This is a genomic window from Agrobacterium sp., assembly GCF_032092815.1.
GTDB lineage: Bacteria > Pseudomonadota > Alphaproteobacteria > Rhizobiales > Rhizobiaceae > Agrobacterium.
This window is the reverse complement of sequence record NZ_DAMDBP010000013.1, coordinates 86,683-103,282: the sequence shown is the minus strand read 5'-3', so window position 1 is coordinate 103,282 and position 16,600 is coordinate 86,683. Positions and strand designations below refer to the sequence as shown.

Annotated in this window: 16 protein-coding genes; 7 read left to right on the top strand and 9 right to left on the bottom strand. The window is 54.6% G+C overall.

The window, feature by feature from the left end:
• Window positions 1-42 precede the first annotated feature (42 nt).
• From RT613_RS10370 to RT613_RS10350, 5 genes are all read left to right on the top strand, one after another.
• The gene (locus RT613_RS10370) at window positions 43-618 is read left to right on the top strand and encodes a TRAP transporter small permease (protein ID WP_313615134.1); all 576 of its coding nucleotides are present in this window, start codon (window positions 43-45) and stop codon (window positions 616-618) included.
• A 2-nt stretch (window positions 619-620) separates the two neighbouring features.
• Window positions 621-2,027: a TRAP transporter large permease gene (locus RT613_RS10365; RefSeq protein ID WP_313615095.1), complete on the top strand. Its 1,407-nt coding sequence runs from the start codon at window positions 621-623 to the stop codon at window positions 2,025-2,027.
• A gap of 62 nt (window positions 2,028-2,089) precedes the next feature.
• Window positions 2,090-3,130 carry an L-idonate 5-dehydrogenase gene (locus tag RT613_RS10360; RefSeq protein ID WP_313615094.1) on the top strand — a complete coding sequence of 347 codons (1,041 nt, stop codon included), beginning with the start codon at window positions 2,090-2,092 and terminating at the stop codon, window positions 3,128-3,130.
• A gap of 28 nt (window positions 3,131-3,158) precedes the next feature.
• On the top strand, window positions 3,159-4,355 hold the full coding sequence (uxuA, locus tag RT613_RS10355; protein ID WP_313615092.1) for a mannonate dehydratase: 1,197 nt from the start codon (window positions 3,159-3,161) through the stop codon (window positions 4,353-4,355).
• 2 nt (window positions 4,356-4,357) lie between these two features.
• Window positions 4,358-5,758 carry a mannitol dehydrogenase family protein gene (locus RT613_RS10350; protein WP_313615090.1) on the top strand — a complete coding sequence of 467 codons (1,401 nt, stop codon included), beginning with the start codon at window positions 4,358-4,360 and terminating at the stop codon, window positions 5,756-5,758.
• Here RT613_RS10350 and RT613_RS10345 read toward each other — a convergent pair.
• The 5 genes from RT613_RS10345 to RT613_RS10325 are packed head-to-tail and all read right to left on the bottom strand — an operon-like array spanning window position 5,755 to window position 10,076.
• The gene (locus RT613_RS10345) at window positions 5,755-6,612 is read right to left on the bottom strand and encodes a bifunctional 5,10-methylenetetrahydrofolate dehydrogenase/5,10-methenyltetrahydrofolate cyclohydrolase (RefSeq protein ID WP_313615088.1); all 858 of its coding nucleotides are present in this window, start codon (window positions 6,610-6,612) and stop codon (window positions 5,755-5,757) included. The two genes, RT613_RS10350 and RT613_RS10345, sit on opposite strands and share 4 nt — an antisense overlap.
• 10 nt (window positions 6,613-6,622) lie before the next feature.
• Window positions 6,623-7,783: a hypothetical protein gene (locus tag RT613_RS10340; protein WP_313615087.1), complete on the bottom strand. Its 1,161-nt coding sequence runs from the start codon at window positions 7,781-7,783 to the stop codon at window positions 6,623-6,625.
• A 39-nt stretch (window positions 7,784-7,822) separates the two neighbouring features.
• A complete protein-coding gene (locus tag RT613_RS10335) occupies window positions 7,823-8,677 on the bottom strand; it encodes an ABC transporter permease (RefSeq protein WP_313615086.1) in 855 nt (284 codons plus the stop codon).
• A complete protein-coding gene (locus tag RT613_RS10330; RefSeq protein WP_313615084.1) occupies window positions 8,677-9,456 on the bottom strand; it encodes an ABC transporter ATP-binding protein in 780 nt (259 codons plus the stop codon). Before RT613_RS10330 ends, RT613_RS10335 begins: the two co-directional genes overlap by 1 nt.
• A 38-nt stretch (window positions 9,457-9,494) precedes the next feature.
• Window positions 9,495-10,076: an NAD(P)H-dependent oxidoreductase gene (locus RT613_RS10325; RefSeq protein WP_313615082.1), complete on the bottom strand. Its 582-nt coding sequence runs from the start codon at window positions 10,074-10,076 to the stop codon at window positions 9,495-9,497.
• A gap of 126 nt (window positions 10,077-10,202) precedes the next feature.
• Here RT613_RS10325 and RT613_RS10320 point away from each other — a divergent pair, with 126 nt between their 5' ends.
• Both RT613_RS10320 and RT613_RS10315 read left to right on the top strand, forming a co-directional pair.
• Window positions 10,203-11,039 (top strand): bifunctional 5,10-methylenetetrahydrofolate dehydrogenase/5,10-methenyltetrahydrofolate cyclohydrolase, encoded by an 837-nt coding sequence (locus RT613_RS10320; RefSeq protein WP_313615080.1) that lies wholly within the window; start codon window positions 10,203-10,205, stop codon window positions 11,037-11,039.
• Window positions 11,040-11,110: 71 nt separating this feature from the next.
• Window positions 11,111-11,728 carry a nuclear transport factor 2 family protein gene (locus RT613_RS10315; RefSeq protein WP_313615078.1) on the top strand — a complete coding sequence of 206 codons (618 nt, stop codon included), beginning with the start codon at window positions 11,111-11,113 and terminating at the stop codon, window positions 11,726-11,728.
• A 43-nt stretch (window positions 11,729-11,771) separates the two neighbouring features.
• On the opposite strand, the gene RT613_RS10310 is transcribed toward RT613_RS10315, so the two are convergent.
• The 4 genes from RT613_RS10310 to RT613_RS10295 all read right to left on the bottom strand — a co-directional run.
• Window positions 11,772-13,775 (bottom strand): CocE/NonD family hydrolase, encoded by a 2,004-nt coding sequence (locus tag RT613_RS10310; RefSeq protein WP_313615077.1) that lies wholly within the window; start codon window positions 13,773-13,775, stop codon window positions 11,772-11,774.
• 97 nt (window positions 13,776-13,872) lie between these two features.
• Window positions 13,873-15,489, bottom strand: coding sequence for an ABC transporter ATP-binding protein (locus tag RT613_RS10305; RefSeq protein WP_313615076.1), 1,617 nt, complete (start codon window positions 15,487-15,489; stop codon window positions 13,873-13,875).
• Window positions 15,486-16,310 carry an ABC transporter permease gene (locus tag RT613_RS10300; protein WP_313615074.1) on the bottom strand — a complete coding sequence of 275 codons (825 nt, stop codon included), beginning with the start codon at window positions 16,308-16,310 and terminating at the stop codon, window positions 15,486-15,488. Before RT613_RS10300 ends, RT613_RS10305 begins: the two co-directional genes overlap by 4 nt.
• The coding region (locus RT613_RS10295; protein WP_313615073.1) for an ABC transporter permease at window positions 16,307-16,600 on the bottom strand (294 nt) is incomplete at its 5' end. The genes RT613_RS10300 and RT613_RS10295, both read right to left, overlap by 4 nt.

Below are 16,600 nucleotides of genomic sequence, written 5' to 3'. Positions count from 1 at the left end.
GCACCGGGCATCCCTTTGGCATTGCCCAATGGAGCTTTCCAAATGACAGATCAAAAAAACGCGCCTATCAGCGTCGAAGAGATGGCGCATGCCTTTGAAGAAGAGGTCGCAGATGTCGACTTGTCTCCTTATGCAATTGAAGACTGGCTGACCATGTTGGTGTTTTGGGGAATGGCGGCGAGCGTCTTCTTGCAGTTTTTCACCCGGTATGCGCTCAACAACAGCCTGGCATGGACAGAAGAAATCGCCGCCAACTGCCTTGTTGTCGTGGTATTTCTCGGCTCGGTCATGTGCGTACGTCAACTCCGCCATATCCAAGTAGACCTGATCTATCGCCTTCTTTCGAAACGGACCGGACGGGTATTGGAGGTCATTGTTGACCTCATCAATATCAGCTTCTTCGCATACATCACATGGTTGATGTGGCGTTACCTTGAAATCGTTGGCGATGAACGAATGGTCACCGTCGACCTGCCACGTGGCATTGTTTTCTATACCGTATTCGCGGCCTACGTATTGATGTTCCTGCGTTCGGTTCAGAACTTCATCAAGGACATGACAGGTAAAAAAACCGTCCGCGAGCAGGCTAACGAAGCGATTTATACACAGGGAATATGAGCATGCTGCTTCTGATTGGTTCATTTCTGCTGCTCATGATCATCGGCACGCCTGTTGCCGTTTCTATGGCGGTTTCCTCACTCCTCTATCTGGTCCTTTATGGAGTTGCACCTGACATTATCGCTGCACAGCGAATGATCGCTGGCGTAGAAAGTTTCCCGCTTATTGCCGTGCCTTTCTTCATTCTGGCAGGCAACCTCATGAACATAGCTGGTGTGACCGGCCGAATCTACCACTTCGCCTTATCACTCGTTGGCTGGATGAAGGGTGGGCTGGCGCAGGTGAATATCATTGGCTCCGTCGTGTTCTCCGGCATGTCCGGCACTGCACTTGCTGATGCTGCAGGCATTGGCACTATCGAAATCAAGGCAATGAAAGACCACGGCTACCCTGTCGAGGCTGCCGTCGGTGTAACCGCAGCATCGGCAACACTTGGCCCGATCATTCCGCCATCTCTGCCCTTTGTAATCTATGGCATGATGGCCAATGCCTCGATTGGCGCATTGTTCATGGCCGGTATCATACCTGGGATTGTCATGACCGGGCTGATGATGCTGACGGTTTACATATTCGCGCGTCGCAAGGGCTGGGGCTCTGATACGCCCTTTGAACTCAAGCAACTTATGAGCGCATCGCTTGAAGTCGTAATCGTACTGGCATTCCCGGCTGCGGTCTATCTCCTTATCCTGGCAGGACTGTCCGTCAATGTCGCAGTTCTAATTGGTCTCGTCGCACTGGTCGCACTCGACTGGTACTTCGATTTCTCGGCCGTAATGGCCCTGATGACACCGGTCCTTTTGATCGGCGGCATGACAATGGGTTGGTTCACCCCCACAGAAGCAGCCGTTGCAGCGGTCATGTGGTCGATGTTCTTGGGTCTGGTTCGTTATCGCACGATGACATTCAAAACTCTGGCAAAGGCGTCCTTTGACACCATTGAAACCACCGCATCCGTTCTATTCATCGTGACGGCAGCGTCAATTTTTGCATGGCTTCTCACGGTCAGTCAGGCAGCACAATTGTTCTCTGACTTCATCTTTGGCCTGACAGATAACTGGTGGACATTCCTTATTCTCGTCAACGTGCTGCTGCTGATTGTTGGTGCGTTTCTTGATACCATTGCAGCAATCAGTATCCTTGTCCCGATTCTGATGCCGGTTGCCGCGCGTTATGGGATTGACCCGGTTCATCTTGGTATCATTGTCACATTGAATTTGATGGTTGGCCTACTTACCCCACCGGTTGGCATGGTGCTGTTTGTTCTTTCACGCATATCGAAAATGTCGGTCGAGCGAACAACAATGGCCATTCTTCCATGGATGATACCTTTGTTCATCGCTCTATTGCTGATCACCTTCATCCCCGCGCTGACATTATGGCTGCCGACCCAGATGGGATTGATCCGCTAACTCTCAATCCGCGCGGTAAACCGCGCGGTATTCCGTTTTTTTTGCAAAATAAGGCAGATTGAATGCTCACTCGTGTCGCGCGTCTTTATGGTAAACAGGACCTCAAGGTCGAGACCCAGGAATCAGGTGAGCCTGGCGCAGGCCAAGTGCTACTTCGTATGGCGGCAGGTGGCATATGCGGTTCGGACCTGCATTATTATCAGGATGGCGGCTTTGGCCCAATCCAGGTGCGCGAACCAATCATTTCAGGCCACGAAGCGTCCGGTTATGTGGAAAAACTGGGTGATGGCGCAAGCACTCTTACAACAGGCGCACTGGTTGCCGTCAACCCGTCACAACCCTGCGGTAAATGCCACTACTGCACGATCAATCAACCCATCCACTGCCTCGACATGCGTTTCATGGGCAGCGCCATGCGGTTGCCGCACGAACAGGGCATGTTTCGCGACTGGCTTGTCGTGCCACAATCCCAGTGCTTCGCATTTTCTGCCGACATTACGCCTGCAGAAGCAGCCTGTACCGAGCCTCTGGCTGTCTGCCTGCATGCAGTGGCTCAGGTCGGTGATCTCTCGGGCAAAAAGGTGCTTGTCACTGGCGCAGGTCCAATTGGTTTGTTGACGGTTGCTGCTGCTAGACATGCCGGAGCGACCGAGATTGTCGTAACAGACCTTGCCGACGCAGCACTGACCCGCGCACCTGCCATGGGCGCGAGCCATACGGTCAATGTCGCCACCAATCCGCAGGGCCTTGCCCCCTACCAAGAGGGCAAAGGGAGTTTTGATGTGGTGTTTGATTGCTCGGCGGCAGGCCCGGCTCTGCGTTCAGCATTCGCCTCCATCAAACCACGCGGCACCATCGTACAGGTTGGCGTAACCGGAGATATGACAATTCCGGTCAATGCGCTGGTTGGCAAGGAAGTTATCTGGCGCGGTTCGCAACGTTTCGATCAAGAGTTCGGCGAGGCTGCAAAGGCAATATCGTCACGCGCCATCGATGTTCGCCCCATCATTTCCCATCATTTTCCGCTAGAGAACGCCGTCGAAGCCTTTGAGCAGGCGGGAGATCGCTCTGCTGCCTGCAAGGTTCAAATTACCTTCAGCTGACCACATTGATTTTCAGAGGAATATCACAATGAAACATACATGGCGCTGGTTCGGTCCGGTCGACAAGGTCACAGTAAGGGATGCTGCACAGGCGGGAGCGGAGGGCATTGTGAGTGCCTTGCACCACGTCACCACAGGGTCAGCATGGCCTACCGATGAAATCCGCAAACGCCACGACGAAATCAAGGCGGGAGGTCTCTATTGGGATGTCGTGGAAAGCGTGCCGGTATCGGAAGAAATCAAGACGCAGACAGGTGAGTGGAAAACCCACATTGCCAACTGGCAAGAAACATTGCGCCGTCTTTCAGCAACCGGCATTCGCACGGTTTGCTACAATTTCATGCCGGTTCTGGACTGGACACGGACCGACCTGCGCTGGGAGACCCGCCATGGTGCCAAAGCGATGCGCTTTGATCTGACCGACTTTGCCGCCTTTGACATTAATATCCTGATGCGCCCGGACGCAAAACAGGACTATCCGGAATGGCTGGTGGAGGAGGCTGCGAAACGCTTTTCGGGCATGGCAGATACAAAGATTACGGCATTGGGCAAGAACATCGGCGCCGGCCTACCCGGCTCTGCCGATGGTTATACGCTTGAGCAGCTTCTGGAAAAATTGCGAACTTATCAGGGCATTGATCGCACAAGGCTTCAATCCAACCTCATAGACTTCCTGTCTGAGGTCGTGCCGGTGGCGGAAGAGGTTGGCATCAATATTTGTGCGCATGGTGATGATCCACCTTGGCCGCTGCTTGGTTTGCCACGCATTCTGTCCACGGAGGCAGATTACGCGCATATGCTGAAACAGGTCGACAGTCGCGCCAATGGAGTGACCCTATGCACAGGCTCGCTTGGAGCAAGAGCCGACAACGATCTGCCCTTCATCGCGGAACGTTTCGCAGATCGCATCCATTTCGTGCACCTGCGCAACGTCACCCGCGACACAGACACGGTGCCTTGCTCGTTCTTCGAAGACGAACATCTTGAAGGTGGCACGGATATGGTGGCGGTCATTGCCGCTTTGCTTGCCGAAGAAAAAAGACGCAAGCAAGAAGGACGCGAGGATCACCGCATCGCCATGCGCCCGGACCACGGGCAGGAAATTCTCGACGACCTGATGCGTGGTGCGCAACCGGGTTATCCGGCTATCGGACGCCTGAAGGGATTGGCAGAACTGCGCGGCATCGAACGCACTCTGCTTCACGCTCAGTTTGGACGTGTATGACTATGGAAACTCTCTCGTCATCCAGCATTCTGCCGGCCAACGTATCGCAACCGACTTACAATCGAAAGCTGCTTAAACCCGGCATTGTCCATATCGGCCTTGGCGCGTTTCACCGCGCCCATCAGGCGGTTTTCACCCAAAAAGCCATCGAGAAAACATTCGGTGCCTGGGGAATCGTCGCTGTCAATCTGCGCTCAGCGGACCCGGTCAACGCATTGCAGGATCAGGACGGACTTTACTCGGTCATCACCCGCAGCGCTGAAGGCGACAAGGCAGATATTATCGGCGTGACAGTCGACTGGATATTGGCCGCAGACCGGGGAGGGGATGTTCTGGCTTACCTTTCCAGCCCCGACACACGCATCGTGACACTGACGGTAAGTGAAAAAGCCTACGGACTTGATCCTGTAACGGGCGGCCTAGACCTTCAACATCCGGCAGTCAGTGCGGATATCGCCAACCCGCAGGCGCCCACGGGTGTCGTCGGTTTTCTGGTGGAGGGGCTGGTTCGTCGCCGCGAACGTGGACTTTTGCCCTTCACGGTTCTCTGCTGTGATAATCTGCCGTCAAATGGCCATGTGGTGCGTCGTCTGGTGCTGGAGATGGCGGAGAAACGCGACCCGGAACTGGCACGCTGGATTGACGACAATGGCAAATTCCCATGCAGCATGGTCGATCGCATCGTGCCAGCAGCAACGGAAGAGACACGCAACCGCGCCAAGTCCTTGCTTGGCGTTGAAGACCGTCTGGCAATTGAAACAGAACCATTCATGCAATGGATCATCGAAGATGATTTCGTTTCGGGCCGCCCGAGATGGGAGGCAGGCGGCGCAGTATTTGCCACCCATGTAGAGCCATATGAAAAGATGAAACTGCGTCTGCTCAATGGCTCACATACGTTGATTGCCCATCTCGGCATCTTGCACGATCTCGAATTTGTGCGCGATGTGATGGCTGTGCCGGAATTCGTCCAAAAGGTCGAGCGCCACATGGAGTCGGTGGTCGGCACACTCGATTCTGTACCGGGCATTGATCTTCCCTTGTATAGAAAGCAGCTTCTGGAGCGTTTCGCCAATCCGACTATTGCACATCGAACCGCGCAGATCGCACTCGACACCAGCCAGAAACTGCCACAACGTCTGCTTTCTGCCACCGTGGAAACCCTGGTATCGGGTAAGGATGCCAGTGCCTTCGCCTATGTCGTGGCGCTGTGGATCAAATCAATCCACAAACGTGGTGATCTCGACGATCCACGAAAGGCAGACATTCTTGCCGCTGCAGCATCCGCTGATCCTGCAGATCCGAGCGCCTCATTTTTTGCAATTAAAGGCCTTTTCCCGCCGGAATTGGTGAGTGCCCGTGACTGGCGCGATCAGGTGAATGCCGAATTGGCCAAACTTTAACGGGGTCGTTCAGCGCAATCGATAAGGTTTGAAAGCAACTTGGCGCGCGTCAGCGCGCCAACAGACCCGTGTCGTGGTGTGACCCAGCCGGCAATGGATGCCACATCATCGGCAATATCAGAAACAGCCTCGGAGTTGGCATTGTAAGAAATGCCGACACCAATAACAGCAGCACCCGGCTTGATCATATCAGCAGTCACTAGATCAGTCCGTCCGGTGGCAGAGATCACCACATCAGCCTGTTTGGTGTGCGTGGCAATATCAGCTGTTTTGCTGTGAACCAGCGTCACTGTCGCATCGATGCCGGGAAGCGACAACAGCATGGCAAGCGGTCGCCCAGTCAGCATACCACGACCGATGACAGTGATGTTCCTGCCGGAAAGCGGCACCTCATAATGGGTGAGAAGTGTCAGGATGGCCGCTGGTGTGCAAGCGAGTATCTTCGGAGACCCCGCGCAAAGGGCACCAAGATTGACGGGATGCAAACCGTCGATATCCTTTCGGTGATCGACGGCAAAAAGAGCCATCTCTTCATCGAGATGCGGCGGCAACGGAAGTTGCACCAGAAACCCGTGCACGGTCTGATCGCGATTGAGCGCATCAATCTGCTGCAGCAAGGCGGGCATATCGATCGTTTGCGGCAGCCGGAAATCAACCGATTCTATACCCAACTCCCTGCAATCTGCATGTTTCCGCGCGATGTAGCTCTGGCTGGCGGGGTGTTCTCCCACCAGCACAGTCACCATCTTTGGCACAAGGTCAGAATTACGAAGGGCGGTGACTCGGCTTGCCATTTCTTGGCGCAACCTTTCAGCCAGCATATCGCCATCAAGACGGATCGCCCCCTCGCTCATGACATCTCCCTTACTTCAGTCCGATGGACTGCTCGATGAAACGATTGGTGACGACCTGATCAGGTTTGACATCCGGATCGGCCCGCTCATCAAGCCGCGACTTGACGATGGTGAGCATTTCCGCGACGCGGTCCATATCGAAATCACCGACCGTCGCATTGGGCCCATTACCGATCACACCAGTTTCGACCATGACCTTGGAGGCATTGTCAATCAGGTCCATCGGTGTTTTCCACCAGCTGGCGGCAAATCCGGCCTGGTTGAATTCAAATATCAGTTTGTTTACTTCGGCCGGATCTTTCGCGTAGTCCACATGGGCCTGCTGGATCATCGGCACCAGTTTTTCAAGGCAAGGCGCTAGCTCATCAAGGCGGTTGGTCGCCACAGACAACATGCCCGTATAATTACGATAACCGAGATTATCGATCAGCAGGTAATCAAGTGGCTTGCCCCAATTGTTACCGTGGCTGAACTTGTAGACTTCGTTGGTCACAAAACCCTGATTGAGCCATGTCCCGTTGTTGGTGACAAAGTTTTCGCCATCACCGCGATAACCTTCAACGAAACTGTCGCTGGGTACGCCCTGTTCAACCAGATAGAGCCCAAAGGTCCTCTTGATGGTCGACACGTAAATCTTACCCTTATCACTTTCCGCGAAAGCTTTGAGATCAGCAATCGACTTGAACCCGTCTGGATAGGAGGCCTTATCCCAGAAGAGTGCGGTCGGGGAATTATCGAGTGGCGCCATGACACCGACAACAGGGAACCGTTTGGAGAAAATAAAGGCGTTGTCCAACTCCTGGAAACCGATCTGCGGTGTGACGCCTGCTTTCGAATTGCCGTTATAGAGCGCCGAATAGGCAGTCTCACCGTCACCCAGCCCAAGACCGCTGCCACCTTCCAGCAAAACCAGTTCAACACCAGTGGAACCGAGCGGTCCGGAATAACGCCCAGCTTCCATTTTACCGCCGGCGCCGATCAACTGGTAAAGTCCGCCATGTTCGGCCTGCGCCAGCCAGTCTTTCTGGATATAAAGGGGATCAGGACAAACGTCCTTGAGCGCTGTCGTATAATGCGCCTTGGCGAACGCACCAGGCTCCTGCGCCTGCGAGGCCGTTGCTGCACTGCCCGCTATCACGGCTGCTGCAAAAATCGTGGTTGTGTTTTTCATGCTGTTTTCCCTCATCCCGTTTGCCTTGCAGGCAGCAGATCATTTATTACGGCGCGCAGATTCATGCCATTGTGAGAACAGCCGGTTGCCCAGCCAGTTGAAGAACACATACACACAGATGGACAAGACAGACGCAACAATTAGCGCGGCATACATTTGTTCGTATTTGAAGTCGATCTTGGTGTTCATCAGCATCTGGCCAAGTCCACCGCGTCCAGACAGGAAGAACAGCTCGGATACAATGGCCGCGATGACAGCGAGACTGCCTGAAATGCGCAAACCTGCAAAAAGGGCAGGGGCAGCAGAAGGCAGGCCAGCCTTGCACAACATCACAAACCAGCTCGCCCCCTGAAGACGAAACAGATCGATGATACCACGATCAACGCTTTTCAGGCCAAGAAGAAGAGTCGTGGGGATGGCAAAAAAGGTGAAAAGCGCAACGATCAACACTTTCGGAAAAAAACCGAAACCAAGCGCACTTTGAATGAGCGGAATAATTGCCATGATCGGAATGGATTGCAGGGCCACCAGATAGGGAAAAACCGCCCGTTCCATGACATAAAACCGGAACATGACGATGCCGAGGAAAATGCCTGCCGGTATCGATATGCCAAGACCGGCCAAAGCGATCGACATCGTGGTAAATGAACGCGTTAGCAATTCCTCGCGGACCGCAGGCAAACCAAAGGCCTGCGTCCATAGATCACTCACGCTTGGCATCAGAAACTGCCTGTGCGGTTCAAGACTGTCGCGCACAACCACATAAACACAAAACAGCAGCGCGCCCATGACCAGGGGCGGCACAAAGGCCTTCAAAACAGGTCTGAAGAAGCCGGATCGTGGAACCGCAGACATGGCAGGCTGGCGCTCGAGCTTTGGTTTTTCTGCTCTCATCACGCTTCCATCACCTCGCGCAATGATTTTGATATTTGACCACAGAGAGCCGAAAATTCGGGTGTATAGCGTAGATCAGGCTCACGCGGATAGGCAAAGCCTACATCAAACACCTCGACGATACGGCCTGGTCGTTTGGACATTACCGCGACCTTGCTTGAGAGATAAACGGCTTCGGCAATGGAATGGGTGATGAACAGGCCGCTGAACCCCTGTTTGAGATAGAGCGCAATCAGTTCGTCATTCAAACGTTCACGGGTTATTTCATCGAGAGCACCGAATGGCTCATCAAACAGGAAAACATTGGGGTTCAACGCCAGTGATCTGGCGAGGGAGACACGCATCAGCATGCCTCCGGAGAGGCTTTTGGGATAATAGCCTTCAAATCCGGAAAGCCCGACCATCTCGATCTGCTCAAGGGCAATTTTCTGCCGCTCAGCCGGCGCGTAGCCACGCAACTCCATCAACAACTCGACATTTCCCAGCACCTTGCGCCATGGCAATAGCGTCGCATCCTGAAAGGTGTAACCAAGCTGCTTGCGGTCTACCCACACATCGCCGGCAGTCTGTTGCATCAATCCGGAAGCGACGCGCAGGAGTGTCGACTTTCCGCATCCCGATGGTCCAACGATCGAAACGAATTCACCGGTTTTTAGAGACAGTGAAACATCTTCCAGCGCCTGAACACCATCGGGAAAACGAACGGAAACCTGATCGAATGCAAGCGCGGCATTGGCGAGTTGCGTGTGTGGAGGGAAGGTCTCTTCTCCTGTTGTCATGGTTTTGTCGGGATCATGATGAGTAGCCTTTTTGTCGGTCAAAACCGTGACATGTCCCTGCGTATTTTTTCGACAAATGCTTCAATCCGTTCTGGCTTGGCATTGTTCATGTTGTAAAGAGCATTATAGCTGACCTTGACGCGAGGGTTACACACAACGCGCAGAAAACGGGTCGCATTGCGACGCGGTGTATCCCCAAGAAAAATGGCCCGCCAGCGCGGAGAACCGTAGGTGGTCACGGTCGTTAGCTTCTTGATATTGGCAAGGCCCGGACCAAGTTTGCCATCCTTTAAGACGAAGGACACATCAGGCAGAAACACCCGGTCAAAATAGCCCTTCAAAATCGCAGGCCAGCCGAAATTCCAGACCGGATGACAAAGCACCAACGCGTCGGCACTTTTCAAACGGTCAACATAAGGCGCTACGCGGCTGCGATTGATGCTGACATCATGATAATCGCGCCGGTCCGCCTCGGAAAGCACGGGATCGAAGCCTTCGGCATAGAGATCGAGGTCGTCCACCTCATGGCCTGCGGCCTTGAGGCTTTCAACAACGACGTCATGCAGCCGGGCGTTCAGGCTGTCTTTCAGTGGGTGCGCATAGATAACATGTACTTTCATTGCCGAAGCTTTAAGAAATTATCCCGAAAAAGGAAATGTCCCAGATCGGGCTGACATCAAATTTGTTATCAGCAATTCGAAACTGCATTCAGTTGCCTTGTCAGGCGTAGTACGGAGCCACCAAAGATGACGGTCATAATGACTGGCTTTGATATCGCCCGGGAGATCAACGAGGAAACTCGAATTCGCGTAGCGGCGAGAAAGCGCCCGCCACGCTGCACCGTTCTGCTGGATGCCAGCAACACGGGTATGAACGCATATGCCACCAGGTTAAAAACCATGGCGCAGGACGCTGGTATCGTGCTGGACACTGAAAATTATCCGGCAGGTAACGAAGGCGTTTTCAAGCGTATAGACGCGTTGAGAAAGGATGTTGGCGTCGATGCCGTGGCGACGCTTTACCCACTTCCGAAGGGCGTCAAACCTGTTGATCTTGCATTGGCATTAGGCTCTGAAAAGGACATAGATGGTTTACACCCGCTGAACGCAGGCAATCTTGCACTCGGCACAATGTCGCGACCACCGGCCACAGCCAAGGCGTGTCTGCTCGTTGCACAGCACCTAACAGGCTCGTTGCGCGGTATCAATGTTGCAATTGTTGGCGCCTCGAGCATCGTCGGGCGGCCGCTTGCACAAATGCTGCTGGACGAAGAAGCAACCGTCACGATCACGCACGCGGCCACCCGTGATCTCGCAGCCCATACACGGGGCGCTGACGTGATCATATCAGCAGCCGGCGTGCCCGGTCTTATTGCAAAGTCTCACGTCACCAAAGGCGCCATCGTGATCGATGTTGCCATTACACGCACCTCTGCGGGGCTTGTCGGGGATGCCGATCAGGCAGCGCTTTTCGGCATTGCATCTGTCATCACCCATGTTCCGGATGGTATCGGTCCAGTCACCACGGCATGCCTGTTTAAAAATATTCTTGAAGCAGCAGAAGCCGCATCGAGTATCGTTTGATTTGTAGCGAAGAAACGTATTCTTATGTCCGCCACATCCCGGCTCGCGGGTGGTGCTGGAAGGAATATGACATGTTTGGGAAGATAAGAACAATAGCAACGGCTACGGCCGTATGCCTGCTCATGCCTGCCACGGGCATTGCTGCAGAAGTGCGTACTGGCGTTACGTTTGCTGGAGAGGTTGAGAAGAACGCTGGCCGCGCCACCATGCAGAACCTCATTTTTGACCTAGCTTCTGCGTGGGCATCCTGCAACGCAAATCTTATGAAAAACACGGTGACCGAGGACGTGGAATTTTCCTATCCCACCAATCATGTTTCCGGCCGCGACAAGATGTTGGAAGATCTCGCGCAATTCTGCAAAAATGCCAAGGACACTAGCATCTACCTTCCGGCAGACGCATTTTTCATCGACATGGAAAAGGGTCGTATCGCAGTCGAATTGCAGTTCCGCACTTTTCAGCGCGGAAACCGCCAGGTGGTGAACGATGTCTGGATCGCCCACGTCAAGAACGGCAAGATCAGTATCATCAAGGAGTATCTCGACGGGCGGGTCAAAGACCTGCAGGCGCTGGGTGTTCTGCAGCTCGAGGAAAGTCCGGAAACCCTGACGCCCTGGCCACCTCGTACCGAACAGTGGAAGGGCTGTTTCCCTGTTGTGAAGGCTGCGCCAACCAACACTTGTCCTTAAAAAAATCCCCGGACAGTTTATAGAGCTGTCCGGGGATAACCACTTACATCAGATCGCGCTTGAAATTTTCGTCCCACTCGCGGGTTTTCACCGCCGTGCCATTTTCGTAGGCAGTCAATGCTCCTGTCAGATAGAAATTGTCTCTATCAGAGGTCATTGCTGTGCGGCTCTCAACCTTGATGCGCCAACCATCACGACCCATTTCGTAGGTCTGCGTCAGCACATATTTAGCAGTCAGCGGGTCGTTATCCTGAATGGTCAGTTCGCGACGCAAGCTGTGGCTGAGTTCTGTATCGATCTCGTCGAAACGCAGCACACCTTCTCCGAACAGACCGCCAACGCCTTCGGTGATGTATGTATTGATGCCGGTCTCGTGATCCTGTTCGGTCCAGCGGCGAACCGTACCGGAGTCGGTCTGTGTCACCGGTGTGAAAGGACCATGGGCTGCAGCTTCAAACTGCACCGGCAGGCCGTCGCCTGTGGCGCGCTGCGGTAGTTCCAGCGCGCTTTCGCCAACTGAAATACTCAAGGTTGCGTCATAAGGTGCCGTCCAAACCATTGGCCAGTACGCTGTGGCAATCGCGAGCTGGATCTTGTGACCCTTGGCAAAACGATAACCGCAATCATTCAGCTTGATTGCCACATCGTAGAACTCACCAGGAACCAGTGGCTCAAGGTTTTCATGGCTGTTGCGATGCGTCAGGTTAAAAACCTGATAGCTGACCCGTGTGACACGGCCATCTGGCAACACATCGTTCAAGCGCAGGCTGATCTGGGCAACCGGGCAATCTGCAGCAATGCGCAAACGCACAACTGGCGCTCCGAGAACGTCAACATCATCACCAAGGACAGCGGTTTCAAAAACAAGCGCACCACCATTGTCCAGCCGCTGGTCGGTTGGATGCTCGCCAGGGCAACCGGTCGACATCCATTCACCGCCAGCCTTGCCGTGGCTCTGCGGCGAGCGAATGGAAAGAACACCTTCACCCGACGCCGTCTCACCAAGGTTGCGATTTGCGCCGAGGCGCAGTTTTGTTGCGGAAATTTCGGGCGATGGCCACTGCGCTTCACCAACCCAACGACCGTTCGTCGTGGTACGGGTACCGGTTGGCTCAATGGTATCACACACGAAGGCACGCATCATTGGCTCGTCCATCATGCCGGTGTCATTGCCCTTCAGCCAATGATCCCACCAGCGTGTTGCTTCCTGCAGGAAGCCAATAGCCGGACCAGGAACGCCGTCCTGCGGATAGATATGGCCCCATGGACCAATGATGCCGCGGCGCGGAACTTTCAGGTTTTCCAAAAGACGCGACACAGGGTTTGTATAGCTGTCTGCCCACGCGCCGATTGCCAGAACCGGGCACTGGATATCGTTCCAGTCCTCGCAAACCGAGCCGTGTTTCCAGTAGTCATCGTAGCGCTGATGCTCGAGCCACAAGGCCGGGAAGAATGGCAGCTTCTCAAGACGTTCCAGCCAGCTGTCACGCCAAGTGTCACCAACAATCTTGGGGTCGAGTGGACGGCTCTGGTAGGCGAGCATGATCGTGCCCCACCACAGATTGTCGTTAAGCAACAGACCACCCATGTAGTGGATGTCGTCGGTGTAGCGGTTATCCGTAGAATAGGCTGTGATGATGGCCTTCAGCGCCGGCGGGCGACGGGAGGCAACCTGCAAGCTGTTGAAACCACCCCAGCTTTTGCCCATCATGCCAACATTGCCGCTGCACCATGGCTGACGTGAAATCCAGTCGATGACCTCAAGCGCGTCGTCCTGTTCCTGCTTCAGGTACTCGTCAGCCATGTGACCGTCGGATTCACCGGCACCACGCATGTCAACGCGGATGGCCGCATACCCCTGTGCTGCGAAATAACCGTGCATCGGCTCGTCGCGTCCACGGGTTCCATCGCGCTTGCGGTATGGAATATATTCGAGAATGGCGGGAACAGGTGATGTTTCTGCATCGTCGGGCAACCAGAGGCGGGCGCCGAGACGCACGCCGTCGCTCATCGTGATCCAGATATGTTCTTCAACACGTACGGTCATGGGGATATTCCAATTGAAGCTGTTGCGGTGAGGCGCTTGCCACCGCGAAAGGGAAGCAGAAGCGGCGGCCGACCTTCAGATCAGCCGCCGTTTGAAATCAGGCGGCAGTGATGCCGTCACGTTTTGCCAGTACGTCGTCGAGCCAGTCGCGGCGCAGTTCCGGAACAGACGTAATAAGCTGTTCGGTGTAAGGCTGATAAGGAGGCTTGAAGATTTCCTCCGTCGTACCGGTTTCGACGATGCGGCCATGCTGCATCACCATAGTGCGGTCAGCCAGACGACGAACAACGCCGAGGTCATGGGTGATGAACAGGTAAGATACACCGAGATCGTCCTGCAAAGACCGCAGAAGCCTCAGAATTTCCTCAGCCACCAAGGGATCAAGTGCCGACGTCACTTCATCGCAGATAATCAATTCAGGCCGGGCAGCAAGTGCGCGAGCAATGCACACGCGTTGCTTCTGTCCACCGGACAACGCCTTAGGCAATCTCTCTGCGAAATCCTGCGGCAGTCCGATCAGGTCCAGAATGCGTGCAACTTCGGTTTTGCGCTGGTCCTCATTCATGCCGAAATAAAACGACATTGGGCGACCGATGATTTCACCAACCGTCTGGCGCGGGTTCAGCGCAACATCCGGAAGCTGATAGACCAGCTGGATACGGCGCAATTCCTCGCGCGAACGCTTGGTGTAATTGTCGGCAAGACGATGTCCGGCAAGCGAGATAACACCCGAGGAGTGTGGTGGCAGACCGGCAATGACCCGTGCCAGCGTCGATTTACCCGATCCGGATTCACCAACGACAGCAAGTGTCTCCCCCTTGCGGATCTGGCAATGCACGTCGGTCAGGACTTTTTTCTTGCCGTAATAGGCAGTCACATCACGGACATCGAGCAGCACTTCACCACCGGTGTGATGAGAACCGCTACCCGAAATGCTTGCCTCACGCTCCGAAACCAGACGACGTGTGTAGTCTTCCTGAGGGGTTTCGAGTACCTGCTCCGCAGAGCCTGCCTCGACCTGTTTGCCATGCCGCAACACAGTAATGCTGTCGGCAATCTGCGCCACAACAGCAAGGTCGTGGGTGATATACAAGGCAGCCGTGTTGTAACGCTGGATCAGGCTGCGCAGCAGTGCCAGAACCTCGATCTGCGTGGTCACGTCGAGCGCTGTGGTTGGCTCATCGAGGACCAGAATGTCCGGACGGCAAGACATGGCCATGGCAACCATGGCACGCTGCAACTGTCCACCGGAAACCTGATGTGGGTAACGATCACCAAAATTCTGGTAATCCGGGAGTTGCAGCGTCTGCAACAGCTCAAGCATCCACGCCTGCGCTTCTTGCCGGTTCATGATACCGTGGTAGAGCGGACCTTCCATGATCTGCTCACCAATTTTCATAGCCGGGTTGAAGGCAGCCGCCGCACTTTGTGCAACATAGGCAATACGGGCGCCACGCACGGCTTCACGACCAGCACGCGATACCTGCATCAGCGAAACGCCATCAACCAGGATATCGCCACCGACGATGCGGCAACCGTTACGGCCGTACCCCATGGCCGCAAGGCCAATAGTGGATTTACCGGCACCGGATTCACCGATCAGTCCCTTGACCTCGCCACGTTTCAGGTCGAGATCGACGTTGTCAACGAGGATGGCACCATTGGGAGCCGCGACCTTGAGGCCACGGATTTGCAGAACATTGCTATCGCTCATCTGTCTGCTCCCTGAACTGCGCTGCGGCCAGCCAGCAACCAGTCAACCACCAGGTTGACGCCAATCGTCAGAATGGCAATGGCAGCAGCCGGATAGAGCGGTGCGTAAAGACCATAAAGAATTGCTTGCTGATTATCCTTCACCATACCGCCCCAGTCGGCGAATGGTGGCTGCACGCCAAGTCCAAGGAAGGACAGGCCAGCAACGAACAGGAAGGTAAAGCAGAAACGCAGACCGAATTCGGCAATCAACGGAGGCAGGGCATTGGGCAGGATTTCCTTGAAAACCAGCCACAACAGGCCTTCGCCACGTAGACGCGCCGTTTCGGCATATTCAAGCACGTTGATACCCTGTGCCACGATGCGCGCCAGACGGAATACGCGGGTGGAGTCGAGCAGGGCAATGGTGATGATCAGCACAGGAATGGAAGACCCAAGCGCCTGTAAAACCACCAGTGCAGAAATCAGCACCGGAATACACATGACGGTGTCGACGATGCGCGACAGAACCGTGTCCAGCCAGCCACCAAAAATGGCAGCAACAAAGCCGAGTGTAATGCCGATGGTGAACGACAACAGCGATGCAGCAAGCGAAACACCAATCGAAATCTGCGCACCGGCCAGCAGACGTGACAGCATATCGCGACCATTCTGGTCGAGACCGAACCAGTGAGCAGCCGACGGAGCATCAAACGGCGCGCCGACAATTTCTTCCTGGCCGAAAGGTGCAATGCTTGGCCCCAAGGCAAACAGGATAATGTTGACGGAAATGATAAACAGGCCGATCCAGGCGGTCGGTGTTATTGAGCGAATTGTTTTCATCGAGGATGCCTCAAACGCGGATTGAGGGCGATTGCCGAAACATCGGCGATGATGTTCAAAATGACGTAAGCAGCACCAAAGACCAATGCAGCCGCCTGAACCAAGGGCAGATCGCGTTTAGAAACAGCATCGACCATAAATCGGCCAAGACCATTATAGTTGAACACCGCTTCGACCAGCACGACACCGGTGATGAGATAGGCAATGTTGAACGAGACGACATTGACGATCGGTGCAGCAGCGTTGGGAAGCGCGTGACGCATCACGGCACGTTTGGTACGCAAACCCTT